The organism is Cytobacillus sp. Hz8 (assembly GCF_042263505.1).
Taxonomy (GTDB): domain Bacteria; phylum Bacillota; class Bacilli; order Bacillales; family Cytobacillaceae; genus Bacillus_BE.
Window position 1 is genome coordinate 1 of the sequence record NZ_JBHKFI010000013.1, and the last position, 22,519, is coordinate 22,519.

General features: G+C 36.7%; 17 protein-coding genes and 1 pseudogene. 8 read left to right on the forward strand and 10 right to left on the reverse strand.

All coding sequences use genetic code 11. The features are described from left to right. Positions 1-457: 457 nt before the first annotated feature. Positions 458-1,012: a TetR/AcrR family transcriptional regulator gene (locus ACE38V_RS15370; RefSeq protein WP_375842530.1), complete on the reverse strand. Its 555-nt coding sequence runs from the start codon at positions 1,010-1,012 to the stop codon at positions 458-460. A 198-nt stretch (positions 1,013-1,210) separates the two neighbouring features. Here ACE38V_RS15370 and ACE38V_RS15375 point away from each other — a divergent pair, with 198 nt between their 5' ends. Then, the gene (locus ACE38V_RS15375) at positions 1,211-2,698 is read left to right on the forward strand and encodes a DHA2 family efflux MFS transporter permease subunit (protein WP_375842532.1); all 1,488 of its coding nucleotides are present in this window, start codon (positions 1,211-1,213) and stop codon (positions 2,696-2,698) included. Between the two features lie 438 nt (positions 2,699-3,136). On the opposite strand, the gene ACE38V_RS15380 is transcribed toward ACE38V_RS15375, so the two are convergent. The 3 genes from ACE38V_RS15380 to ACE38V_RS15390 are packed head-to-tail and all read right to left on the reverse strand — an operon-like array spanning position 3,137 to position 6,201. Further along, a complete protein-coding gene (locus ACE38V_RS15380; RefSeq protein ID WP_375842534.1) occupies positions 3,137-3,976 on the reverse strand; it encodes a YjjW family glycine radical enzyme activase in 840 nt (279 codons plus the stop codon). Beyond that, on the reverse strand, positions 3,973-5,469 hold the full coding sequence (locus tag ACE38V_RS15385; RefSeq protein ID WP_375842535.1) for a YjjI family glycine radical enzyme: 1,497 nt from the start codon (positions 5,467-5,469) through the stop codon (positions 3,973-3,975). The genes ACE38V_RS15380 and ACE38V_RS15385 overlap by 4 nt, the downstream gene beginning before the upstream one ends. A 24-nt stretch (positions 5,470-5,493) precedes the next feature. After that, positions 5,494-6,201 carry a Crp/Fnr family transcriptional regulator gene (locus tag ACE38V_RS15390; protein ID WP_375842537.1) on the reverse strand — a complete coding sequence of 236 codons (708 nt, stop codon included), beginning with the start codon at positions 6,199-6,201 and terminating at the stop codon, positions 5,494-5,496. A gap of 385 nt (positions 6,202-6,586) precedes the next feature. Between ACE38V_RS15390 and ACE38V_RS15395 the strand changes: the two genes are divergently transcribed. Both ACE38V_RS15395 and ACE38V_RS15400 read left to right on the forward strand, forming a co-directional pair. Further along, positions 6,587-6,631, forward strand: coding sequence for an erythromycin resistance leader peptide (locus ACE38V_RS15395; RefSeq protein ID WP_127762567.1), 45 nt, complete (start codon positions 6,587-6,589; stop codon positions 6,629-6,631). Positions 6,632-7,359: 728 nt separating this feature from the next. Then, entirely contained in the window at positions 7,360-8,241 is an 882-nt protein-coding gene (locus ACE38V_RS15400; protein WP_375842539.1) for a putative RNA methyltransferase, read from the forward strand. Between the two features lie 89 nt (positions 8,242-8,330). Here the strand turns inward: ACE38V_RS15400 and ACE38V_RS15405 are convergent, their stop codons facing one another. The 3 genes from ACE38V_RS15405 to ACE38V_RS15415 all read right to left on the reverse strand — a co-directional run bounded on the left by ACE38V_RS15405 (position 8,331) and on the right by ACE38V_RS15415 (position 12,234). Next, positions 8,331-8,726 (reverse strand): VOC family protein, encoded by a 396-nt coding sequence (locus tag ACE38V_RS15405; protein WP_375842540.1) that lies wholly within the window; start codon positions 8,724-8,726, stop codon positions 8,331-8,333. 249 nt (positions 8,727-8,975) lie between these two features. After that, positions 8,976-9,827, reverse strand: a complete 852-nt coding sequence (locus tag ACE38V_RS15410) for a DegV family protein (RefSeq protein WP_375842542.1) — start codon at positions 9,825-9,827, stop codon at positions 8,976-8,978. A 547-nt stretch (positions 9,828-10,374) separates the two neighbouring features. Next, positions 10,375-12,234, reverse strand: a complete 1,860-nt coding sequence (locus ACE38V_RS15415) for a sigma-54 interaction domain-containing protein (RefSeq protein WP_375842544.1) — start codon at positions 12,232-12,234, stop codon at positions 10,375-10,377. A gap of 376 nt (positions 12,235-12,610) precedes the next feature. Here ACE38V_RS15415 and ACE38V_RS15420 point away from each other — a divergent pair, with 376 nt between their 5' ends. The 5 genes from ACE38V_RS15420 (at position 12,611) to ACE38V_RS15440 (ending at position 18,575) form a co-directional block, all read left to right on the forward strand. Continuing rightward, complete coding sequence (locus ACE38V_RS15420) at positions 12,611-13,597, forward strand: heme-dependent oxidative N-demethylase family protein (RefSeq protein ID WP_375842545.1); 987 nt, start codon at positions 12,611-12,613, stop codon at positions 13,595-13,597. Positions 13,598-13,622: 25 nt separating this feature from the next. Then, entirely contained in the window at positions 13,623-14,141 is a 519-nt protein-coding gene (locus ACE38V_RS15425) for a dimethylamine monooxygenase subunit DmmA family protein (RefSeq protein WP_375842547.1), read from the forward strand. Positions 14,142-14,184: 43 nt separating this feature from the next. Further along, positions 14,185-15,159 carry a PDR/VanB family oxidoreductase gene (locus tag ACE38V_RS15430; RefSeq protein ID WP_375842549.1) on the forward strand — a complete coding sequence of 325 codons (975 nt, stop codon included), beginning with the start codon at positions 14,185-14,187 and terminating at the stop codon, positions 15,157-15,159. 58 nt (positions 15,160-15,217) lie between these two features. Beyond that, positions 15,218-16,711: an aldehyde dehydrogenase family protein gene (locus tag ACE38V_RS15435; RefSeq protein ID WP_375842551.1), complete on the forward strand. Its 1,494-nt coding sequence runs from the start codon at positions 15,218-15,220 to the stop codon at positions 16,709-16,711. Between the two features lie 310 nt (positions 16,712-17,021). After that, positions 17,022-18,575 (forward strand): APC family permease, encoded by a 1,554-nt coding sequence (locus tag ACE38V_RS15440; RefSeq protein ID WP_375842553.1) that lies wholly within the window; start codon positions 17,022-17,024, stop codon positions 18,573-18,575. An 839-nt stretch (positions 18,576-19,414) separates the two neighbouring features. On the opposite strand, the gene ACE38V_RS15445 is transcribed toward ACE38V_RS15440, so the two are convergent. The 3 genes and pseudogenes from ACE38V_RS15445 to ACE38V_RS15455 all read right to left on the reverse strand — a co-directional run. Further along, complete coding sequence (locus ACE38V_RS15445) at positions 19,415-20,047, reverse strand: hypothetical protein (RefSeq protein WP_375842555.1); 633 nt, start codon at positions 20,045-20,047, stop codon at positions 19,415-19,417. Between the two features lie 404 nt (positions 20,048-20,451). After that, entirely contained in the window at positions 20,452-21,450 is a 999-nt protein-coding gene (locus ACE38V_RS15450; RefSeq protein WP_375842556.1) for an inorganic phosphate transporter, read from the reverse strand. 568 nt (positions 21,451-22,018) lie between these two features. Further along, positions 22,019-22,486 (reverse strand): annotated as a pseudogene (locus ACE38V_RS15455) (nucleotide disphospho-sugar-binding domain-containing protein); the annotation flags it as partial. Positions 22,487-22,519: the final 33 nt, after the last annotated feature.

Here is a 22,519-nt window from a genome sequence, read left to right on the forward strand (position 1 = left end):
GATGGTTAGTCACGCAAAGCCTGATTGATTTTTCTAAGGGCTGAAGCCCAAAGAAAAATCTTATTTCACTTATCACGCTCATAACGCCACGTCCTGTGGCTTCGCCTGACTAGGACCTTAATCCCTCTTCGGACCTTTACGGACAGTTGATCTCCCACTTATCTTCTTCGTATTCTCAGAATCTTGAAGTGGGAGCCAAAATGTCCGTTAAGAGTGGGATAAAATTGCAAAGTCCTTACGGTTACACCCACTTTTCAAGCAAGCTCTCCAACTGATAATAGTTTTTCCTCGCTGAATTTCATATTTCTGCCTCCTCCAAAGTGGTGATATGTCGTTACACTACGTCATGAATAAGTGGTTTAATACATATATTGTTTGTTTCTTTTCGAGTAATATGATAACAGACGATATTACAGCTTTTTTTTGATAACCGTTTAATTAATCTAAATGGAAATAATTAATTATTAAACCTCTGATCAATTAGGTTTGCTAAATATTCAGGACTATATGGAGTCCCTTCTTCTAGCCACCATGATATGATTCCGAAAGTCGATGATGCAATAATTTCTTTAGGCAGCTGGAACGAACGCCCTTTCTCCTTTCGATTTGTTTCCCAAAAGGTAAGGATGTCTAACAATATATCGAATACTCTTTTGCGAAAATCCTTGTTTTCAAGCATCACATTGTAAAGACCTGCATTTTGATAAAAATGCTCAAGAAAAGAAATCAAGCGAGACTTCCCCTTTTTATCCTTATTCACCTCAGTCGGTGACATCATAATCTTATTTAATTCAGCCAATACCTCGTCAATCATTTGTTCCTTTAAATCATCAATATCACGAAAATGTAAGTAAAAGGTCGCCCGATTTAATTCAGCCCGATCTGCAATCATTTGAACCGTCAATTTATTAATATCAGAATTTTCCTTAATTAACGATATAAGTGCTTCCTTAAACATTCTTTTTGTACGTATAATTCGTGGATCGACTTTCATTCTCTTATTATTAGGCATATACTCAATCCTTCGTCTAATATTTATTATTTTTTCAACACAATAATAGGTAGTCGTCTATTAGTAAACATATATTCAAAAAGTGTATATGGCTATTTTCACTTTTTATATGTTAGAATTTATTTTATCGACACTCTATCAATTATGCAACTAAGTGTCGACAATTTATATAATTTAGAAAGGAACGTTTAATTTTATATGAATCAAACAAATCAACAATTAAATAAAGGGGTACTTTTATTCGTCTTACTTCTTGGCTCATTTCTATCCATCCTGAATCAAACGATTCTAAATGTGGTTTTACCGGATTTAATGACGGAATTTAAAGTCTCTGCTACCACTATTCAATGGCTATCAACTGGCTTTATGTTAGTGAATGGGATATTAATCCCAGCGACAGCCTTTTTAATGCAGCGTTTTAGCACTCGCCAGCTTTTTCTCAGCTCGATGATATTGCTGCTGGTCGGTACCTTAATCAATGCGGTTGCTCCAAATTTTGCTCTCTTATTAACCGGCCGGCTCATTCAAGCAGCAGGAGCTGGAATTATCATGCCTCTATTAATGAGTGTCACCCTTGTTATTTTTCCTGAGGAAAATCGAGGAACAGCCATGGGACTAATTGGACTTGTCATGATTTTTGCTCCTGCCATTGGTCCAACCCTTGCAGGAGTCATTATCGAACATTTTTCTTGGCGCTGGCTATTTATCGGCATGGCACCGCTAGTTGCCATTGTGATTGGTCTATCTTATAAATTTCTTGTCAACGTTTCAGAAACATCCAGACCAAAACTGGATTTTATTAGTATTATTCTTTCAACTGCTGGATTTGGGGCATTACTTTATGGGTTTAGCAGCGCTGGTGACAAAGGCTGGGGAAGCTCAGTCGTGTTGACCTATTTAATTTCCGGAGCTATTTTACTTATCATCTTCTGCTGGCGTCAGCTTACTTTAAATAACCCACTGCTCAATCTACGAGTCTTTACAAACAAGATGTTTACGATGACAGCAATTGTCAATATACTGGTCACCATGATTATGTATGCAGATATGATTTTGCTTCCTATCTACTTACAGACAAGTAGAGGATATACAGTACTTGATACAGGTCTATTATTACTACCTGGAGCATTAATTAATGCATTTATGTCACCTGTTTCAGGTCGTTTATTTGATAAAGTCGGGGCTAAACCTTTAGCCTTTATCGGTCTTATCTTTATTATCTCTTCCATGTGGGGAGTAACCAATCTAACCGAGACAACAAGTTTCACCTATTTAATGATTAGAACAATCATTTTACGAATCGGGATTTCCTTCATGACGATGCCGATCACTACCGCTGGACTAAATGCACTCCCTAAACAACTTAATACACACGGTACAGCCATTACCAATACAGTCCGTCAGGTAGCTGGTTCCATCGGAATTGCAGTCGTTGTCACCATTATGACAACGAGAACAAAGAGTCATGCTACTATGTTGTTAGATTCCGGAAGCATTCACTCCAAAGCACAACTGATTCTAGATTCTTCAATTCTAGGAATGAATGATGCTTATATGTTTGTCGCAATTCTTGGAATCCTAGCCTTCTTTGCCACTTTCTTTATTCCTAATAAGAAGAAAGCAGTTAAGGAGGAAAAGAACATCGTACAACGACAACACGGTACAAATCCAACTGAAGGACAATAATAACATAAAGAAAACTCGCCGATTGGCGAGCCCCTAAGGGCGAAGACAGAGGCGTAGTTCACCGAAAAAAGAAAAGCACTTTTTTCGGCTGCGAAGCGTCTCTCGGAAGCTTTCCTTGTGCCCTTATACTAAATTCCTAAAATTGGCCACTACGTCGAGTTTCTTCTTTGCTACCAATTTATGCTTTCTTAACGTATAAGAAAAAGGTGGGTTACGATTCCCACCTTTTTTGTCTTTTTAGATTCTCTATACTCTTGATTTTCATGATAAAAAGGCTCTGCTGTTTCGAATTCTTTTGTAATCAAGTCCGAATCATTGGCCTATTCAAACAGCTTGAGCGAATTCCTTTGATATTGAGTCCAAATTAAAATCCCATTCGAACAGTATCAATGAATTCTTTTGCTACAGCGGATACCAATAATTCTGTCAATGAAAACCTTAAACTAGAATAACATTTTCAAAGCCACATTCATTGGCCACCTGTAAAAGTTTTTGCATATAATCTTCACCAGGTGACGGAGTATTCTCCAATCGTCCTTTTACTCCAAAATGCCTAAACTTAATCAGCTTTAACTTTACATTGTCAGCTTTTTCGCCAATGGTTTCGGCAATTCCCCTGATTACTTCCTCCGCGTCAACCTCATCCTGCAAACACACTATTCGTACTTCTTCTAATTTGTCTCCCTCTGCAAGATAACGAAGATTTTTCTTAATAATGGAATTCGTTGGCCCCCTAGTGAGTTTTTTGTATGTTTGAATATCCCAAGCCTTCACATCCAGCATGACTCCATGGCAAAGCTTCATCAATTCCGGAAAGCGACTAAAATCCGTCGTTCCATTACTATCAATTAGGCAAGAAAGCCCATTAGCATTTGCTAAAATAAACAATTCCTTCAAAAAATTGGGGTAAAGAGTGCATTCACCGCCTGATACCGTTATTCCACGAATAAAGGGAATATTCTTCTGAACCTCTTGGAAAACCTCAGCAGGATTCATCATTTTCACTCGTGGTGAGGAATTGGAAGGACAAACCTTAATACATTGATCGCACAGCTGACAAATTTCAGAATTCCATATTACACGGTTCCCTACAATCGTCAATGCGCCCGATGGACAGCCGCCAACACAAATACCACAGTGATTGCATACTGATTGTGTTTCAGGATTATGGCAATAGGCACAGGATAAATTGCATCCCTGTAAAAAGATAGAGGTCCGATTCCCTGGCCCATCAACTAGACTTAAAGGAATAATTTTATTGACAGGAGCAGTCGTCATAATCCCCTAACCTTTCTCTTTTCAAGTTGATTATGTTCATAATTCGGAGCTCCAAGATGTGTCGTATTTTGCAGAACTACCTGCTCATTTCGAAACTTTTCCATTTCACTGCGCTTAACTAAATAACCGGTAATGCGTACTAAATCACTATTTTCTTCATAAAAGCTTATATATTTGGAACCTAATGAAAATGCGCCTTTTACAATATCAAGAATCGCACCAGGATTTTTTCGGCCAGTTGATTCAAAAGGGAAAATATCGCCACAACCAGTCGTTATGAACCGATGGAATCGTGCGCTATGTCTGAGATGTTGATAGATATTTTCTGGTTCATCCCCTACAGGAATCCGTACTCCTGATGTGATGCCAATATCATAATCCATCCCTACTTGAGCGTGGAGCATAAAATGTCCACCGCTAATTTTTGAATACTTGGCTGGGAATCTTGCCGCGAAATCAGAAATAATCGTCATAATTTCATCAGCAAGATTATCGGCATCATCATGATGTCCATAGCGTTTCCCACCAACGCCCATCAATGTATTCACACACTCCGCGAGGCCCGTAATACCAAACATGCCAACAAATTGATGCGAATGAATAAGTCCTTCCTTAACAAGGAATGAAGTCTCAAAAAAATTAGATTTTTCTACTAAAAAACTGACACGTTCATTCATGTAATTTCCTAAAGCGAGAAGACAATCCGGAAGCAGTTCATGTAAAAATTGTTCTGTACTTGTCGCAACCTTTGCAAGTCCAGGCAAGGTGATACGAGAAAGAGTATAGGCACCGCCGCCAATCGGCAAGATATTATAACAGCTTGATATGCCGTAATCACAAGAGTAAGTTTCCTTGTTAAGTTTATGGTTACATATAGCAGGATTAGCACAGTAAAGGCTCGTTTCAATTGCCAACTCTGCAAAATCATCCGGGGTAATCTCTGGATCATACTTCAATGTAAAGTTTGGAACTGCATTTTGCAATTCCTTTTCCAGCTCTAAAATTAGTCTTCCTGCCCGAGTAGCCTCCGGACCAATATTTGCGTGGCAGAAGGAATCAGTAATAGTCCGATCAAGGAAGTTAAGAAATAATCGAAGCTTTTTCTGTGCCTCCTCATCACTGACCCCATCCAAAAAAGGTTCAATTAGCTTATCAAGATTACCAAGATAAACTGGGAATCCCGTAATGGAAGGAACATGCTTATACAGAATCAACAAGGAATTTAATAATTCATCCAAATCAGTTGGAGGATTAATTCTGAGGAACTCACTACCATTCTTAATATACTTCTCATAATCGGGCATCATATAGCGTGGCCGATAAGGAGCATGACCCTCAAACAAATCATCTATTGCCTTCAAATCAAAATAATATTGAGTTTTTTCCGGAATATTAATAATGGATAAAGTATCCTCCGCCATATGGGCAAGAGACATAACCTTTTGCTCATAGGTAAGTTTTTTTGATGTAATCGTTTCTAAGATATGATTCATTCTCCACACTTCCTTTGAATAATATTAGTAATTTATCCTTTGATCCATTAATGCTGAAAGTTGTTCATATTGTCTTTCAGTTATGGTAATCTTTCGTTTATCAACCGTAATTAATCCTTGATCTGAAAGCTTTTTAATGGTGCGGTTAACCGTTTTTGTACTGAAACCTGTTTCATCAGCCATTTGTTGTCTCTTAATTTGCATCACACACATTTTATTCTTTTCAAATTTTCTATAATACTGTATCAGATAGAGCATTAGGCGATTCATCCCATCCAGAAACAAATAGGTATGATTGTTTTTTGACTCCTCCAAAGTCCTGCTTGTGATAGCACGCGCTCGTAAAAACAATGCCTCTGAATCCTTTCGTATCCAGTTCAAGTAATGATGCAAAGGCATAATCAAAAATTTACAATTCGTGATTGTCATTAAAGTAACCCTATAATATGGAATTCCTGCTAGACCCTCCATTTCCCCGAACAACTCAGGTGCTTGGAAATCGATAAAAGCATAGACATCACCTGAAATTTGCTCTTCAGTTGCCCTCACACGTCCTTCAATTAAAATCCATACTTCATTACATGGCTCATTTGCAGATATAAATTTAGTATCCTCCTCTATTTCAAGGAAATGACAGGAACGACTAGATATGGGGATATGTTTAAACAATTGCTTTAAATAGGTCCTTTGAGGCTCTGATGACTGATCAATCGCTTGCAGTATATCCTCCATACTTAATCTCCTCCTTCCAATAAATTATATCTAGAAAATGATTCACCTTGAAGGACATGTGTCCTCTATTCCTGTCTAATATGTATTTGTTCATCAATTGGTCATAGTCTTATAGCTTCTTGAGCTACAATATTACTTACCTTAAAAATCATTCTCCCTTCAGACGCTTTAAACTACTGTAATTGAACATTCAGTTTATGTCTTCCATTAAGGGAGCACCACAACTTTTATCTAACATTTGCTTATTTGATGAATAAACCAAGATTTTCAACCGTTATTTATCGCCCCAACCTCCATTAAAACAACATTACTTTCCTTTGACTTTTCTTATCAAAAAATCTACAATAATGACTGTACTTCACACTTTTAGGAGGATTATTAAAAAATGACACATTTTATGAGACTTCGATTCCCAACTTTGAACAAGTAATTAAATATGTTCAAAGGCTCTGTTTTGTGTATTCAGAGTAAATGGGATAAGTCTGTCCTTTTTTAATAATCTTCATTTCATATTAGAAGACCACGTAATTTGTTCATAGATGCAAGCTTACGATGGATTTTCTTGTACTACCGGTTAGTCGTGCTAGTATGAAATATGTAATGTTGAGAAAGGCGGCTGGTTCTGCCTTTCTTTATGTCTTTTTTCCTTCTTTTTGTTTCGATAAGAGGGTTATTTACTGACGGTTTCTAAAAGCCCATTATCGAATAAAGAAGGTATCTTCCCTTTACTCTGAATCACAGGCCATTTGCCTGTGATTTTTTTATTTTATAAAGTGAAACTTCCATCAGTGGGGGTTTTCGACGCACAGGACGTGCTAGTGCAGACGTAGCGATTGACGTCGCGCTTTTAGTCTGCCATTCATCCCCCACTGATGGTTAGTCACGCAGAGCCTGATTGATTTTTCTAAGGGCTGAAGCCCAAAGAAAAATCTTATTTCACTTATCACGCTCATAGCGCCACGTCCTGTGGCTTTCGCCTGACTAGGACATCCTGTCCGTCGTCGGACCTTTACGGACAGTTGATCTCCCACTTATCTTCTTCGTATTCTCAGAATCTTGAAGTGGGAGTCAAAATGTCCGTTAAGAGTGGGATAAAACAACCCGAGAAAAAAGAGGATGTTCAATCATTTTTAATCAAAAATTAACGAGGTGTCTTCATTGACGACGAAAAATACAAAAGAGAGATGCGCAGAATACGTGAAAAAAATCGAGTCCATTTTTAAGTGCCCATTATGCAAAAAACCAATGAAGGTTGTTAAACTTAAAAGCCTAATCTGTTCGAAAAACCATACGTTTGATTTTTCCAAACAGGGATACCTAAATCTATTGCCGCATCCATCTCAAAGTCACTACCATAAAGAATTATTTGAAGCAAGACAAAAAATCATTTTGGAGAGCAACCTCTACTCATCCCTACATGAGAAGATTGCAAACATAATCCTAGAATATTTAAATCATGCAAGATTCCCATCTTTGATCCTTGATGCGGGCTGCGGAGAAGGATCACATCTGCAGAAAATTTTAGAAGGATGTAAGAAAAAGGAAATGATTGGAGTTGGTTTAGACATTGCAAAAGAAGGCATTATTATGGCTGCTAAGAAATATAAAGAACCAATTTGGCTTGTAGGCGATTTAGCAAACTTACCACTTGAGAATCAAACTTTTCATGTCATTCTTAATATCCTATCTCCATCAAACTACAAGGAATTTAAGAGGATTTTGGTTTCAAATGGTCTCGTCATCAAAGTAGTTCCTCGAAAGAATTATCTTAAAGAATTACGAGAAGCCCTATTCAATAACACGAATAAAAAGTTTTATACAAATGACGATACTGTGCAACTTTTTCAAAAACATTTTGATCTAAAGGAGGTGATTCCCCTAAGCTATGTAAAAAAGTTAAATCGAAGTGAGCTCGAATATTTAGTCCAAATGTCTCCACTTTCTTGGTCCGCAGAAAAAGCAGATATAGATGCCTTTTTGAACCGAGAATCTTCTGAGATTACAATCGATTTTGATATATTAATTGGATTGAATAAATAATGAAAAGAAGTCATGCAACATTAAAAATAATTACAAAGAACCCTAACAAATCTAGGGTTCTTTGTATTTTTTATATCCATAATGAAACTCTATTTAGCATTCTCATCAGGTTGATGAATTCCAAATAGATTGCCTTCAGTATCCAGATAGTAGCCTTGCCATGCCATTTTAGGGAGTGCATATTTCGGCATAGCCACTTTACCACCATTCTCTATAATTTTCGCTTCCGTTACATCGTAATCTTCCACTCCCATTGTACAAGCAAAAGCATTTAATCTTTGACTTGTTTCACTTGGAGCATTTTGACGTTGCATTAAAGCACCATTGATTCCAGGTTCATTATCGGCCCCCGTCATAGCACCAAAGTAAGGCATTCCTGCATACTCACTCCAATCTTGGAATGACCAGCCAAACACCTCTCCATAAAACTTCTTAGCCCGTTCCATATCATCCACATGAATTTCAAAATGAATTAATCTTCCCATAATACCCTCCCGACAGATTTCTTTTTTTGAAAAATAAATATGTATTTGCACCTAGTAAATGACTAAGGAAGGTTTACTTGGGGCTACCCATTTACGCGTGCATATGAAAATCTTTACCATTAACTTGCAAATTGAGAAAAAGACTTTATGTATCTTCATTATGACATAATATTTTGGGGAATATTCGTATTTGGTTAAAATATACATATACCTTATCTTTTTTAGACAAAAAGGTTAACCCAAAATGCTTTATTTTGACATAAATAAGACCCCAAGTGTATTCGGACCACAGTGAGAAGAGATCGTGCATCCAGCACGTGTTATCAGAATTTCTTTAAAATCTGTAAGTTCTTCTATTGTATTTCTAACTAAATCGATGCTCTCAGGGGCTATGCCTGAATGAGTAATAAAAACCCGATTGAGATTTAGATCAGTCTGATCCTTTAGCTGATCGATTGTGTAGCGTTTTAATACCTTAGTCAGCGCACCGCGATATTTCTTCCCAACCCTCATATTTCCAGAGGTATTATCGACCTCAATGGAAGGTTTAATATTTAATAAATTGGCGCCAAAGGCAGCAAGTGCTGAACATCTTCCTCCCTCATAAAGATATGTAAGACTATCAATGACAAAGCTCGCATGAGCTTTAGATTTGATGTCATTCACTTCTTGATAAATTTGAGCTGCCGGCATTCCCATAGCAATCCGTTCAGCTGCCTCTATCACAAGGAGACCCATCCCTGTAGATAAATTGCATGAATCAATTGGATAAACGTTTCCAAGCTCAGTAGCGGCCAAACAGCTATTTTGATAAGAAGAAGAAATCCCTGAACCAAGACTTATATGAATGACCTCATAGCCTTCATCTGTCCACTTTTTAAAATAATCCATGTACTCAGCAGGATTAGGAGCTGTCGTTTTCGGTAAAATTCGCTCCCTTTGATAGGTTTCATAAATATCATCCGGCGTCATATCAACACCATCTTTATAATCTTTATCGCCTAAAATAATATGAAGCGGATGACAATGGACTTCATATCTCTCTTTTAAAATATCATCTAAATCGCAAGTACTATCTGCACTTAAAATAACCTTTTTCATTTAATCAACCTCCCATATAGTTGGACTTCTCAGTTTGAAGTCTGTTTACAACTATGCAGTTTGATGCTTAACCCAAAATACTAATTAATCCCTAAAATAGATCACACCAATCTTGTGTCTATCACTTGTTCATTATCTGTACAGCTCATCTTCTTAAGTTCAACTAAACAACCTATGAAAAAGGCAACGTCAACTTTACTTTAACAATAGATTTTAAATCCTTCAAATATTTACTAATAACGAATCTCCGAATTAGAACTAATTTTAGATTATTAAAAAAGCAAAAAAATTACAACAACTCAAATGGTCTACCAAAAATCTCTTTAACATTAGATATTCATTGAGAGCCGGCATCTTATTAAAAATGAGCACGATTAAACGATAGTCTTATTTAATCCATCAACCCCAAATAAAAAAATGTACCCTATATGGTAAATCAAATCAACCTACAGGGTACAAAAGTGTTTTTTTATCGAAACAGGCTCTACAGTTTTTTTTAGAGTCTGTTCATCTATTGATATTTTACAAAAAAAATCATCCCAACTACCTAATTCCTTTTTAACATATTCTCAATCTTCTTTAACTCGGCTTCGATATAAGATTTAGTATGGTCAAACCCAATAATTGCAATAACCTGTCCATTGGGATCTGCTAAAGGAGCAAAGCTCGTTTTCCATTCACCGTAGATATCTTTATATAATGGAGTAACACCCGCTTTTCCTTTCAAAGCCTCATAAGCTACTTCCATCATTTCAGGTGGACCTTCATATAATTGTCCTGTCGGAATAATAAAGCCCTCATCAGCAACAATATTCAGCATTTTATTATTGACCGCTTTAAAAATGTAAACCCACTCAATAATTCCTTCTTGCTCACGGATTTTTGTTAATTTTTTCTGTACCTTTTGAAAAGTAAGGTTGGACGGTGGAACATGTTGATTCACTAATTCAGAGGTTTCTTCTGGAAGAATAACTGCGGATGTCACAATTGCCATTGACCGTAATTGTTTATTTAAATGTTGTTCGAGTACGTATCTTTTTTTGGAATGTGAGAGAGCGCGGTGCTGTAGTTTCTCACGAATCTTTTTATATTTCCTACTCATAGTAGGTTGACTAATATCCAGTACTTTTGCTGCAAGCTTAACCGATTTATATTTTTCAATCGCCATATTAATTAATTGTTCTTCAATTCTATCAACAGCTTCTTGCAGCGGCATGATATGATGAATAATTGGAGGTTCCTTAATCTCATCCGTTTTACTGGGAATATACTTGGAAACCAAGCTTGCATCCATATTACATTCTCTACTAGTCACAACGATTCGTTCAATCGTATTCTCTAATTCCCGAACATTCCCCGGCCAATCATGCATACACAATAAATCAATAGCATCAGGTAATAGATTAATATTTCGATTAAATAATGCATTATATTTTGCAACAAAATGATAGATTAAATAAGGAATCTCTTCAATTCTTTCCCTTAATGAAGGAATATGAATGGGGATAACATTTAAACGATAATATAAGTCTTCTCTAAATCGTCCATCCCTGACCATTTTTTCTAATGATTGATTTGTGGCCGCAATAATTTGAACATCAATTTGAATCGATTTGGAACTTCCTAATGGTGTCACTTCTCTTTCTTGTAAAATACGAAGTAACTTTACTTGCAAGTTTAGTGGCATTTCTGAAATTTCATCAAGAAAAATAATCCCTTCATTGGCTAATTCAAATTTTCCAGGCGCACCATTTTTATTTGCACCACTAAAAGCCCCGCCAACATAACCGAATAATTCACTTTCTAATAAATTTTCCGGTATAGCCCCACAGTTAACGGCAATAAATGGCTTTGACCTTCTATTTCCTAATTGATGAATGGTTTTCGCAATCATCTCTTTTCCAACACCTGATTCCCCTAATAAAAGAACAGTAGTTGAAACCTTTGAAACCATATCAATTATATGCAAGACATCCTTCATTTTATCACTATGAACCACCATTGAAGGAATAGGTTTGATCTCCTTATCTGCGGTTATCTCGACTGATTCAATGAATGAATCAGAAAGACCTTTTAATCCCCACAGAATTATTTCTTTCTTATTATTATTTGAGGGAAAAATAGTAATGAGAATATGACTGCCATTCCAGGCCTTTAATTGAAGAGAATGTAGCTCCCTATTTAATAATTGGAAAATAGAATCACCAAAGAAAGACATTTCCTCAAGCTCTATTATTTTCCCTTTAAGTGTGCCAGTGCTTGTTGACCAAAAATTTTTCAATTCTCCACTTCGATGTAAAATGGTTCCCTTTAAATCCGTTACAATAATTTCGTCGTAAATAGATAACATACTTGATTGATAAACTTGAAACAATTGTTCATTGGATAAAATCATGGACACACCCATATAACACTCCTTCAATAGAGTTAAAATGATTAAATAATTATTTCATATTTAAATAAAAATTTCAATTATGAATTTTCTGAATATAAAAACTTTAATATTTCAAAAAGAAAATGATGAAGAAAAAATCTTTTATTTGAGTACATAATTAAGAGATTGAATGAACTTTTTATTTTTAGCCGTCTCTTCACTTTAGGAAAGGGATTGTAATAATGAAAGAAAATTTTACATAGACATCATTCCCCCCAAAAAACCTCAAGAAAGATCAAAATTATTAATTTGGCACAAATATTGCATCTACATAAAGTAAAATAATATATTTTTCTGGATTTTTACCCAAAAACTTATATTATGGTACAAATCAAAGGAGGAATTTTACATGTACGATTCTACTAATCTAGACTTATTTCCTTATCCTTTTCATCGTATTAAAGAAGGTTCCAACTATCGGTATTCGAATGATTTAAGAAAACTGGATAAAGATGAAATGGATTGCGTCCAAATTACTCCAGAGTATCAAAAACAAATACAAAGGAAAAGAGAGTTGCTGAATGAACAGACGGAAGTAAGATTCCAATCTTACCCCCACACCATGGAAATGCAATGGGAAGTAGCAGAAATGCTTATGAATATGTCGGTTGAAGCTTACCCGGAATATTTCAAACTTGAAAAGAACGGAGATTATTGGACTTTTCATAATTTCCTCTTAAATGAAACGGAATCCTTCATCTTTGGCGATTGCTCAAGCATCAAACTTGAGCCACTTGATTTAATCGGCCGTCATTTTACAACAGATTTCGTTTTAATGGTTCATCGCGATGACAATCTGTATTTGGAGGTTGCCCAAGAATCCTATGCTGCTCTTTTCTCCCCGCACTGGAATAAAGGAATGTCATTTGACGAAATTCACGGGCCCGTCCCATTTGTTTCACGCACAGGTGTCCCCCTCGCTGAAAGAGTGCGGAATTTTTTATTAAGAAATGTTTTACCCGGTGAGCCTTGGACAAGAATCAATTGGAATCTGATGGCAAATCGTTGGGATGTGAACTATGAAACCTTTGATACTTGGGGTCCAACACGCTTCTTAGTTACTCCTGAAAATGCGGGAGAACTTGTAAGGCTTCGTGTCGAAGAACAAAAATTCTATCGTATGCCAAGAAGCAATGCAATTTTATTCGTCTTAAATACTCAATTTCTTGCCATGAAGGATTTAGCCTTAAGACCGGAATGGCTCGCGCAAACCTACTCCATCCTTTCAGATATTCCGAAACCAATGGCCGATTATAAAGGATTTACCCCATTTATTGAACCTACCGTTGAATATTTAAAGAATTTATATGAAAAAGTCCGACTACAAACTAACTAATTGATGAGATTGGAGGGATAAAAAAGTGGTATACAACAGCCCTGTACTATTCGACCGATCAGAAACGATTGTCGAAAAATTCACCACTAGGCAGGATCGAAGAAAATTCCTTATTGTTTCTGCTGAACCCAAGGAAGTAGATACCATCCAGCAACTGATCATGCAAATTCATGGCAAAAAAGAATATGAACTCATCCAAATTAACGATGAACTACAATTACAGAATATAAACGAAGTGCTCAATCAGCAAAAAATGGGAACCCATCTTTATATTTCTGCTAATTGGGAACATGCCGTAACTATATTTTCAGCGGCCATTGAAGCAGGCTTCTCAGAAGATGAAATTCAAACATTCATTATGGGGAAAAAGAAGCGCTATGTCTATTGCATGAAATGCTATCATCACCAAGAAGTAGAACCTGAAGAAACGGATACCAGCTGCCATCATTGCCAAATCAGCTTAGAAATTGGGCCTTTCTTCTCAAGAAAGCGAAAAGGGTATATTGGCTATCCTTACAATCCAGCTTTCGTAACATCCAATTAAATCACATATAAAAATGAACAAATCAATGATGGGAGTGATGTTGATGAAGACCTTTGGGAGAATAAAAGTACGGGTTGGAAAAATAGTACAGGAAACAAAAGATATAAAACGATTCCATCTATTTCCGGTTGAACAAGAATTATTACCTGCATTTACCGGTGGTTCACATATCACAACTTATTTAAAAGACAATGATGAGCTGATTGAAAGAAATTATTCCCTTATTAGTCATCCAACTGATCGTAGTCAATACGCCATTGCGATACGTAAGCAGGAGCATTCACGAGGAGGCTCTGTTTATTGGCATGAAAGGTTGCAAGTAGGTGATTGTCTGGAAATTAGTTGGCCTAAAAATCATTTTCCACTCGCCTTTAAAGGGGCGAAGCATCATGTATTTTATGCAGCAGGAATTGGGATTACCCCATTTGTGACAATGATGGAAGATTTAACAACCGAAGGCCAAACATTTGAATTACATTATGCCGCAAAAACAAAAGAGGATTGTGCTTTTTACGATGAATTGAATGCCAAATATCCTGGAAAATGCCACTTCTATTTTTCAAGAACAGAACGCCCTCATAAAATGACGCCTGCCATAATGGCAGAGCATCGAATTGGTTCTCATGTGTATTTCTGTGGACCACACTTCATGGTAAAAGAATTTAAAAATGCAGCAGAAAACTATGGTTATCCAAATCATTCCATTCATTTTGAATTATTCTCTACGACAGATGAAGGGCCAAAAAATCCGTTTATGATCAAACTAGCAAACAGTGGTAAGAAAGTGGCAGTTTCCAAGGATGAAACTTTACTAGAAGCACTCTTAAAAGCCGGAGTAGAAGCTCCCTATTCTTGTAAAGTTGGCGGATGCGGAAGCTGCGAAATACAAGTTATTGAAGGAGAAGTTGATCACCGAGATCATTTCTACAAAGAAGAAGAAAGACGTTCAAGAAAGGTCATCCTAACTTGTTGCTCAAGAGCAAAAGAACCTGAGAAGGAGCTCGTTTTAAACCTATAAGAACTCTTTTAGATGAGCAACGACAATATATAAAATTAATATTTAGGAGGTCATGTTTATGACAGTAACTACACAAGTATTAGAATTAAAATTATTTATTGATGGGGAATGGAGACTTTCTACTAATCCCGATACCAATAAAGTGATCAATCCGGCCAATGGGGAATTAATTGCTATTGCTCCAAGAGCTACTATAGAAGAAACCAATGAAGCGATTAAAGTGGCAAAGGCGACCTTTGAAAGTGGCGTTTGGTCTAAGATCAGCGCACAAGAACGTTCTGCTTATCTCTTAAAAATAGCGGATTTGATTGATGAAAAACATGATGAGCTTGTTGAGCTTGAAATAAAAGATAATGGCAAAATCAAAGCAGAGGCTGATATTGATATAGATGATGCTGCATCATGTTTCCGTTATTATGCCGGTTTGATTAGAACTCCAGATGGAGAAACTTATCATGTTGCAGATCCGCTGCAAGCAATGGTTGTACGCGAGCCAGTAGGAGTTACAGGATTAATTGTCCCTTGGAATTTTCCTTTCCTCATGAGTGTGTGGAAATTTGCCCCTGCACTTGCAGCTGGAAATACAATTGTCTATAAGCCAGCTGAAGTCACTCCCGTCACAGCAACAAAATTAATCGAAATAATTGATGAAGCAGGTGTTCCAAAAGGAGTCGTGAATTTAGTATTAGGTCAAGGTTCAATTATTGGTGAAACCATCGCCCGCAGCCATGATGTAGATATGGTTTCCTTTACAGGGAGTACTGAAGTTGGAAGAAACATTATGCGGAATGCTGCTGGAAATTTAAAAAAAATCTCGCTTGAACTAGGAGGAAAATCACCAAATATTATTTTTGCTGATGCTGATTTTGAAACAGCAGTAGATCATGCATTAGTTGGGATATTCTATGGCTCTGGCCAAGTATGTTCTGCGGGAAGTCGTATTATTGTGGAAGAAACGATTTATGATCATTTCGTGGAAGAGTTCATAAGGCGCGCCAAAAATATTAAAGTAGGACCAGGATTAGCTGAAGGATCTGAAATGGGAGCAATCGTAAGTGAATCACAGCTTAAAAATATTCTAGAATATATTGAAATCGGGAAAAAAGAAGGCGCCACGCTAGCCAGTGGTGGAAATCGGATTACGGAAAATGGGTTAGATAAAGGCTTCTTCGTTGAACCCACTGTTTTCGTTGATGTTACTCCTGAAATGCGGATTGTAAAAGAAGAAATCTTTGGACCTGTTGCCGTTATTCAAAAGTTCAAAGATGAAGAAGAGGCTGTTAAACTAGCAAATAACACAATCTATGGTCTTGCCGGCGGTGTATTCACTTCAGACGGTGCAAAAGCCATGCGCGTCATTAAGCAAGTTCGTGCCGGTATTACTTGGATTAACACATATGGTCCAACCTATAACGAAGCTCCATGGCATGGGTATAAACAAAGCGGAATTGGTTCAAGTCTTGGAACATTTGGTCTAGATGAATTCCAAGAAGTAAAACAAATTAACATCAGTCTTAATGTAGGACCAACAGGCTGGTTTTCCAATCATTAATAGAAATGTTATAAGGTGGTTGATGTTAAGACCAGATAGTCTTTGAATCAACCTCCTTTTAATTTAATATCTGCCAAATCCTCTTATCGATCAACTATTTTTCCATTTATCAAAGATGTTATGTAGGTGTTTGACGCCTTTCTCCCACCCTAATAATAAATTCATAGTCGAATATTTAATATCAAAAATGAAATTACTTTGTTACATCTATTACTAGAATAGCTGAATTTACTGAACATTATTATAATTTCAACATTGGCACAGTACTTGCATGTAAAACTATAACTTCAATTTTAAGGAGGCTCAAAATATGCAAGAAGATTTGAACAAAAAAATGAATGGATCAAAGTCAGAATACCATGATAGCGATGCTGCGCACCTTGCATCGCTAGGTTATAAATCCGAATTTCGCCGCGACATGAGTCCATGGGCAAATTTTTCTCTCGGGTTCACCTACCTTTCACCAGTAGTAGGTGTTTACACATTATTTGCCTATGCTCTAGCCCAAGGCGGTCCTCCCATGATTTGGAGTTTTCTCATTGTTGGTCTTGGACAATTACTTGTCGCACTCGTTTTCAGTGAGATTGTTGCGCAATACCCTGTTGCAGGTGGAGTTTATCCATGGGCGCGAAGATTATGGGGACGTAAATGGGCATGGATGACAGGTTGGATCTACTTAGTGGCTCTGCTCGTAACGATTGCCAGTGTGGTCTACGGAGCTGGACCTTATCTCGCTCAAGTCTTGGGTTTTGAAATATCGGTGAACGCAACAATTCTTTGTGCCATCATCATCCTTGTTCTTTCGACCATCATCAATTTTCTTGGTACAAAAGTACTCGCAGCTGCAGCAGTGATTGGGTTTACCGCTGAAATTATTGGAGCCCTTGTCGTTGGTTTTTGGTTACTGCTCACCCAAAGGCATCACAGTCTCAGTATTCTCTTTGATTCTTTTGGTGCTCAAGGAAGTCATAGCTACTTGTATGCATTTGCAGCTGCTGGATTAATTGGAATTTTTCAATATTATGGGTTTGAAGCTTGCGGTGATGTGGCTGAAGAAGTACCCAACCCAGGTGTTTTAATTCCAAAAGCCATGCGTCGAACGATTTACATCGGCGGTGCAGCCGCTACATTTGTTTGCCTTGCTTTAGTCCTATCAGTGGCTGATATCCCGGCCGTTATCGCTGGAAAGGATGTAACCCCTGTTGATACCCTGCTAAATACCGCATTTGGTTCGGTTGGTGCAAAGATTGTTCTTGGTATTGTCTTAATTTCATTCCTTTCATGTGCAATGAGTTTACAAGCCGCCGCAAGTAGACTTGCCTATTCTTATGGACGCGATGACATGATAATCGGAAGCCGCTTATTAAAAAAGTTTTCCGTTTCTCGTCATATCCCACCATACTCCTTACTTCTTGCCGCCATTGTCCCAGCCATAATCGTACTAGGATCTAAAGTATCGACTGATGCTCTCAACAAGATTATTAGTTTTGCCTCACTTGGCATTTATTTAGGATTCCAAATGGTTGTCCTTGCTGCACTTCGAGCAAGACTAAAAGGATGGCAGCCAAGCGGCAAGTATCAATTAGGCAAGTGGGGACTTCCTGTCAATATCGGCGCCCTTATCTACGGGATCATCGCGATGATTAACATGTGCTGGCCAAGAACACCAGATGCCCCTTGGTATGACAACTATATCGTACTCCTATCAGGATTTGTCGTTGTTGTAATTGGGACAGTATATATGATGGTTCACCGCAGTTACGGACACAGCGAAATGCCACATAATGACGCTATCCCAAAAAAGCCGCAGAAAGAAGCAATTTTACCTGTCACTTCAAATCAAGTGGATGCCTTAAATGATTAAATCATCTAAACGCGCTAATTTTATTAAAGAGAACATCATAAAACTTGAGTACTTTAATGTATCGTTTTGTATACATATAAGTGATATGACGATACATTAAAGTATAGGAAAAACACTCTTTAATAATATCTGCAAACATTATTAGTTAGATGGATGTCAATTTTCAAACTTAACTGAGATAAAAGCTCGGTCAAAAATAGCACCTAAAAAAGGAAGTGGAGAAAAATAAATTGTCTTTCTCTACTTCCTTTTTGTTTTCCCTTAATGCTACTTGATTCTATAACCTTGATCTGAATTTAAGGTAAAAATAAATCATTACATGGTTTATTTAAATTATTATTGTTACTATTTTAAAAATGCTATTTCCCTGAGGATTAGTGTTTTTTCGAACAGGGCTTGTCTTAAAATTTCACTCTATGGCTTCCGATTCTGATCTGACTTGATGTTTTTGGAAATCATCTATACTGTTCGAATAAAAGCTTGATTCGGACTCTTTCCCTCTGAATTTCTTCCAGACTGTCCGAATGAGTTCTTATTTTGGATTCTATACCCTAGTATTTCGTTCATGTTGTCCAAATGAGACTTTAGTTCAAACATGATTATCTTTGAATTAATCTAAAGGTGTTCAAAAGGAATCTATCAAATTATTACCATGAGCAACAAGGTTTATAAAAAGAACTTATAAAAAAGATGACCCCTTTCAGCATAGGAATCATCATTTAATTGCTTAACTCATTTTTCATATTTCCTTGACTAGGCGCCAGATTAATTAAGATCTTCTCGTTAGTTATAGATATATTTCTGCTATCAATGAAAATTCCAGTTTCTTTCCCAGCTACCTAATAAATAAAATAAATGTCCTCTAACACATAATTGCCATTTTTCAATTGAGTAAAACTAAATTGGACTGTAACCCTTCCAAACGCATCAAAATTTGGAGGCTGGAATTCATATGAAAAGTTAGCAAAACCCGTTCCTTTATATGTATTACTTACTTTTACTTTGGAAGTCGTCGCTAGTTTAAGCGCTTTCGAATAAGAGGCAAGTACTTTCTTCGAATTTACTTTTCGCATTCCTTTTACTTTTTGACTGTAATTATTTTTTACATACTTGCGGCCAAGCAGATAATTACTGCTCGTTTTTTCTGCGACATGTTTGTCAACGTATGAATTAAAAGAAGTAGTTTTTCCTGTATAAAGGGAATCACCATAGATTTTTATCAACTTTGCTGCTTCTGGCTTTAATTCAGTCGTCACGGTTTTCATGCTAAATTTCTTAGGGTAGGTTAGAATCCCTTTTTTCGAAACCGTAGCTGCTTGTGTAAAGCTAGAAATTTGGGATGCTTGCGCCACTTTGTCTGTTGAAGCGCGACCCTCTGCTCCCACTCCCATGGAACCAATAAAAAGACTACATGCAATAATTATAGACATTGCCAGCCTTTTTTTTAGTATCTTAGTTCCTTGTCTTACCATGTGTTTTCACTCCAATCCTTCATGTAAATCAAGTAAATATTATCCAATATTCCTACACCAACTAATTTTATCACAATGTTCTTAATATTTGTTCTGCTTTTATAAAACAGGCTAAAATCCCTCTTCTTTATATCGAGTAGTTTTAAAGTTTTATTCACATATCCAATTCAATCAAGCGATTATACAGCTAATATAAAATGATTTTGTAAATATATTAAATGGTTTCCACATATTCTTCTAAAAAGCAAAAAATGATCCTTTCAAAATTGTTAGCGTCCAAACAAATTAGAAAGAATCATACATAACTTCTCACTATAAACAGAGAATTGTAGTAAAAGACTTAGTAGATACAGGTACTAAAATTAAATAGTTTTGCTTCGGTGTAGCCACCATTTTTTTTGACCTTAAAAAACCAAATCTAAAAGTAAATAAATAATCCCGGATAATGCAGCAGATAAAGGAAGAGTAATTACCCAAGTAATAACGATCTGTTCGGCAGTATTCCATTTCACTCCTTTTATGCGATGGGAAGCACCAACACCCATAATAGAAGATGAGATAACATGTGTTGTACTAACTGGAAAATGCAAAAAGGTAGCTCCAAAAATAATCATTGCGCTAGTTAAATCAGCCGCTACTCCGTTAACGGGACGAATTTTCATAATTTTTCCCCCAACGGTTTTGATAATTCTCCATCCACCGATCGTTGTCCCAAGACCCATGGCAGCGGCACAGGCAAATTGTACCCAAAGTGGGATCTCATTTGAAGATAGTTGACCGCTAGCCATCAAAGCCATCGTGATAATCCCCATTGTTTTTTGCGCATCATTTGTCCCATGTGAATAGGACTGTATAGCTGCAGTAAATATTTGAAAAACCCGAAATCTCTTATTTGTTTTTGCTAAATTATTTTTTTTAAAGATAACTTTAAAAATACTATAAACGATATAACCAAGTACAAAGGCAACAATAGGCGAGAGAATTAGGCCTTCAATTATTTTAATAAAACCGGCATAGTTTAATGATGTAAATCCCGATGCTGCTATCGCTGCCCCCGCAATGGCACCAATAATGGCATGCGACGAACTACTCGGTATCCCTAAATACCAAGTTATTAAGTTCCATGTGATACCAGCTAAAAGAGCGGCTAAAATAACAACTGATCCATTCGATAATTCAAATGGATTGACAATCCCCTCAGTAATGGTTTTCGCAACACCTGTAAAAGTCAAAGCACCGAGAAAGTTCATCGATGCTGCCAACGGAATGGCATGTTTCATTTTAATGGCTTTGGTAGAGATCGCCGTTGCAATGGCATTTGCTGTATCATGGAATCCGTTAATCACATCAAATAGCACTGCAAAAACAACTACAATAATCGTTAATAATAAAACACTATTCATTTGCCAAATCTCCTTATTCATATTCAATGATGTTTCAAGCATTTTGGAGACTTTTGACAATAGCCAGCAAAGTTTTCAAAACTTTAATAAAAAACTCTCAATGAATTGGCAGCCTTTTCAGCACAGAAGAATGCTCGTTTGAATTATCATCAAATATCGTTACAATTTAAAACTTAATCATACCTCTAAGATGAAATCATTAAACCTGTATTTCCATTATACAACTTTTTCTACGAAGCGAGGGGACAGTTCTTTGCTTCTTAATTTTTAAACCCTGCTAAAACTATGTAATCTCTTAGAGGTATTTCCCATGAGCAGTAACATGTTAACCATTACCTATATATGCAAGAGAATAAAGCTTTTACTTCCACAATACCTGGTTGAAAATAAACCAATCCCTCCAAAAGAACATTCTTATTCGAAGCTATTTTTATTTAAAACTGACTTTGAGCCATCTTAACAAAAATTCTTTTGTTTTTTTATATTGAAAGCAGAGAACCTTCCCTCAAAAAAAGTGATCAGTCACCCATTACGTTAAAGTTGCGGGGGAACTGACCACTATGTTCGTTTAGATATTATGTTGTCTTTTAAATTCAAAAATCTCATTAACAGTCTGCTGATATCCAGACGATTTTTGCAAGAATTCTTTCATTTTTGTCGCAGCTTGATGGTATGTTGAATGGTTCAACACATGATCTACGGATTCATGCAGCTGGTTTGCCGTCAAGCCTGACATTTGTAATTGTATACCAGCTTCTATTTTAGCGACTTGATTAGCAATGACCGGCTGATCCGCGCTTAGCGGGATGACAATAAGCGGAACCCCATAATATAGACCTTCGTAAACACTGTTCATACCTCCATGCGTAATAAATAATTTCGCGTATTTCAGCACCTCTGTTTGCGGAACATAATTCTTTATAATAAAGTTTTCAGGTACATCTCCCAAATGAGAAACTCGAGTTTTTTCCCCAATCGACATGATTACAGTATGTTCCGTGTTGCCAAATGCCTTGAAACATAGCTTATAAAAGTAAAGGGATTCAACAAAACAGCTCAGGAGAGAATA

Coding starts and splice junctions, on each gene's coding strand:
- ACE38V_RS15370 (WP_375842530.1), bottom strand. CDS start 1,012: ATGCCTAATAATAAGAGAATGAAAGTCGATCCACGAATTATACGTACA.
- ACE38V_RS15375 (WP_375842532.1), top strand. CDS start 1,211: ATGAATCAAACAAATCAACAATTAAATAAAGGGGTACTTTTATTCGTC.
- ACE38V_RS15380 (WP_375842534.1), bottom strand. CDS start 3,976: ATGACGACTGCTCCTGTCAATAAAATTATTCCTTTAAGTCTAGTTGAT.
- ACE38V_RS15385 (WP_375842535.1), bottom strand. CDS start 5,469: ATGAATCATATCTTAGAAACGATTACATCAAAAAAACTTACCTATGAG.
- ACE38V_RS15390 (WP_375842537.1), bottom strand. CDS start 6,201: ATGGAGGATATACTGCAAGCGATTGATCAGTCATCAGAGCCTCAAAGG.
- ACE38V_RS15405 (WP_375842540.1), bottom strand. CDS start 8,726: ATGGGAAGATTAATTCATTTTGAAATTCATGTGGATGATATGGAACGG.
- ACE38V_RS15410 (WP_375842542.1), bottom strand. CDS start 9,827: ATGAAAAAGGTTATTTTAAGTGCAGATAGTACTTGCGATTTAGATGAT.
- ACE38V_RS15415 (WP_375842544.1), bottom strand. CDS start 12,234: ATGGGTGTGTCCATGATTTTATCCAATGAACAATTGTTTCAAGTTTAT.
- ACE38V_RS15420 (WP_375842545.1), top strand. CDS start 12,611: ATGTACGATTCTACTAATCTAGACTTATTTCCTTATCCTTTTCATCGT.
- ACE38V_RS15430 (WP_375842549.1), top strand. CDS start 14,185: ATGAAGACCTTTGGGAGAATAAAAGTACGGGTTGGAAAAATAGTACAG.
- ACE38V_RS15435 (WP_375842551.1), top strand. CDS start 15,218: ATGACAGTAACTACACAAGTATTAGAATTAAAATTATTTATTGATGGG.
- ACE38V_RS15440 (WP_375842553.1), top strand. CDS start 17,022: ATGCAAGAAGATTTGAACAAAAAAATGAATGGATCAAAGTCAGAATAC.
- ACE38V_RS15445 (WP_375842555.1), bottom strand. CDS start 20,047: ATGGTAAGACAAGGAACTAAGATACTAAAAAAAAGGCTGGCAATGTCT.
- ACE38V_RS15450 (WP_375842556.1), bottom strand. CDS start 21,450: ATGAATAGTGTTTTATTATTAACGATTATTGTAGTTGTTTTTGCAGTG.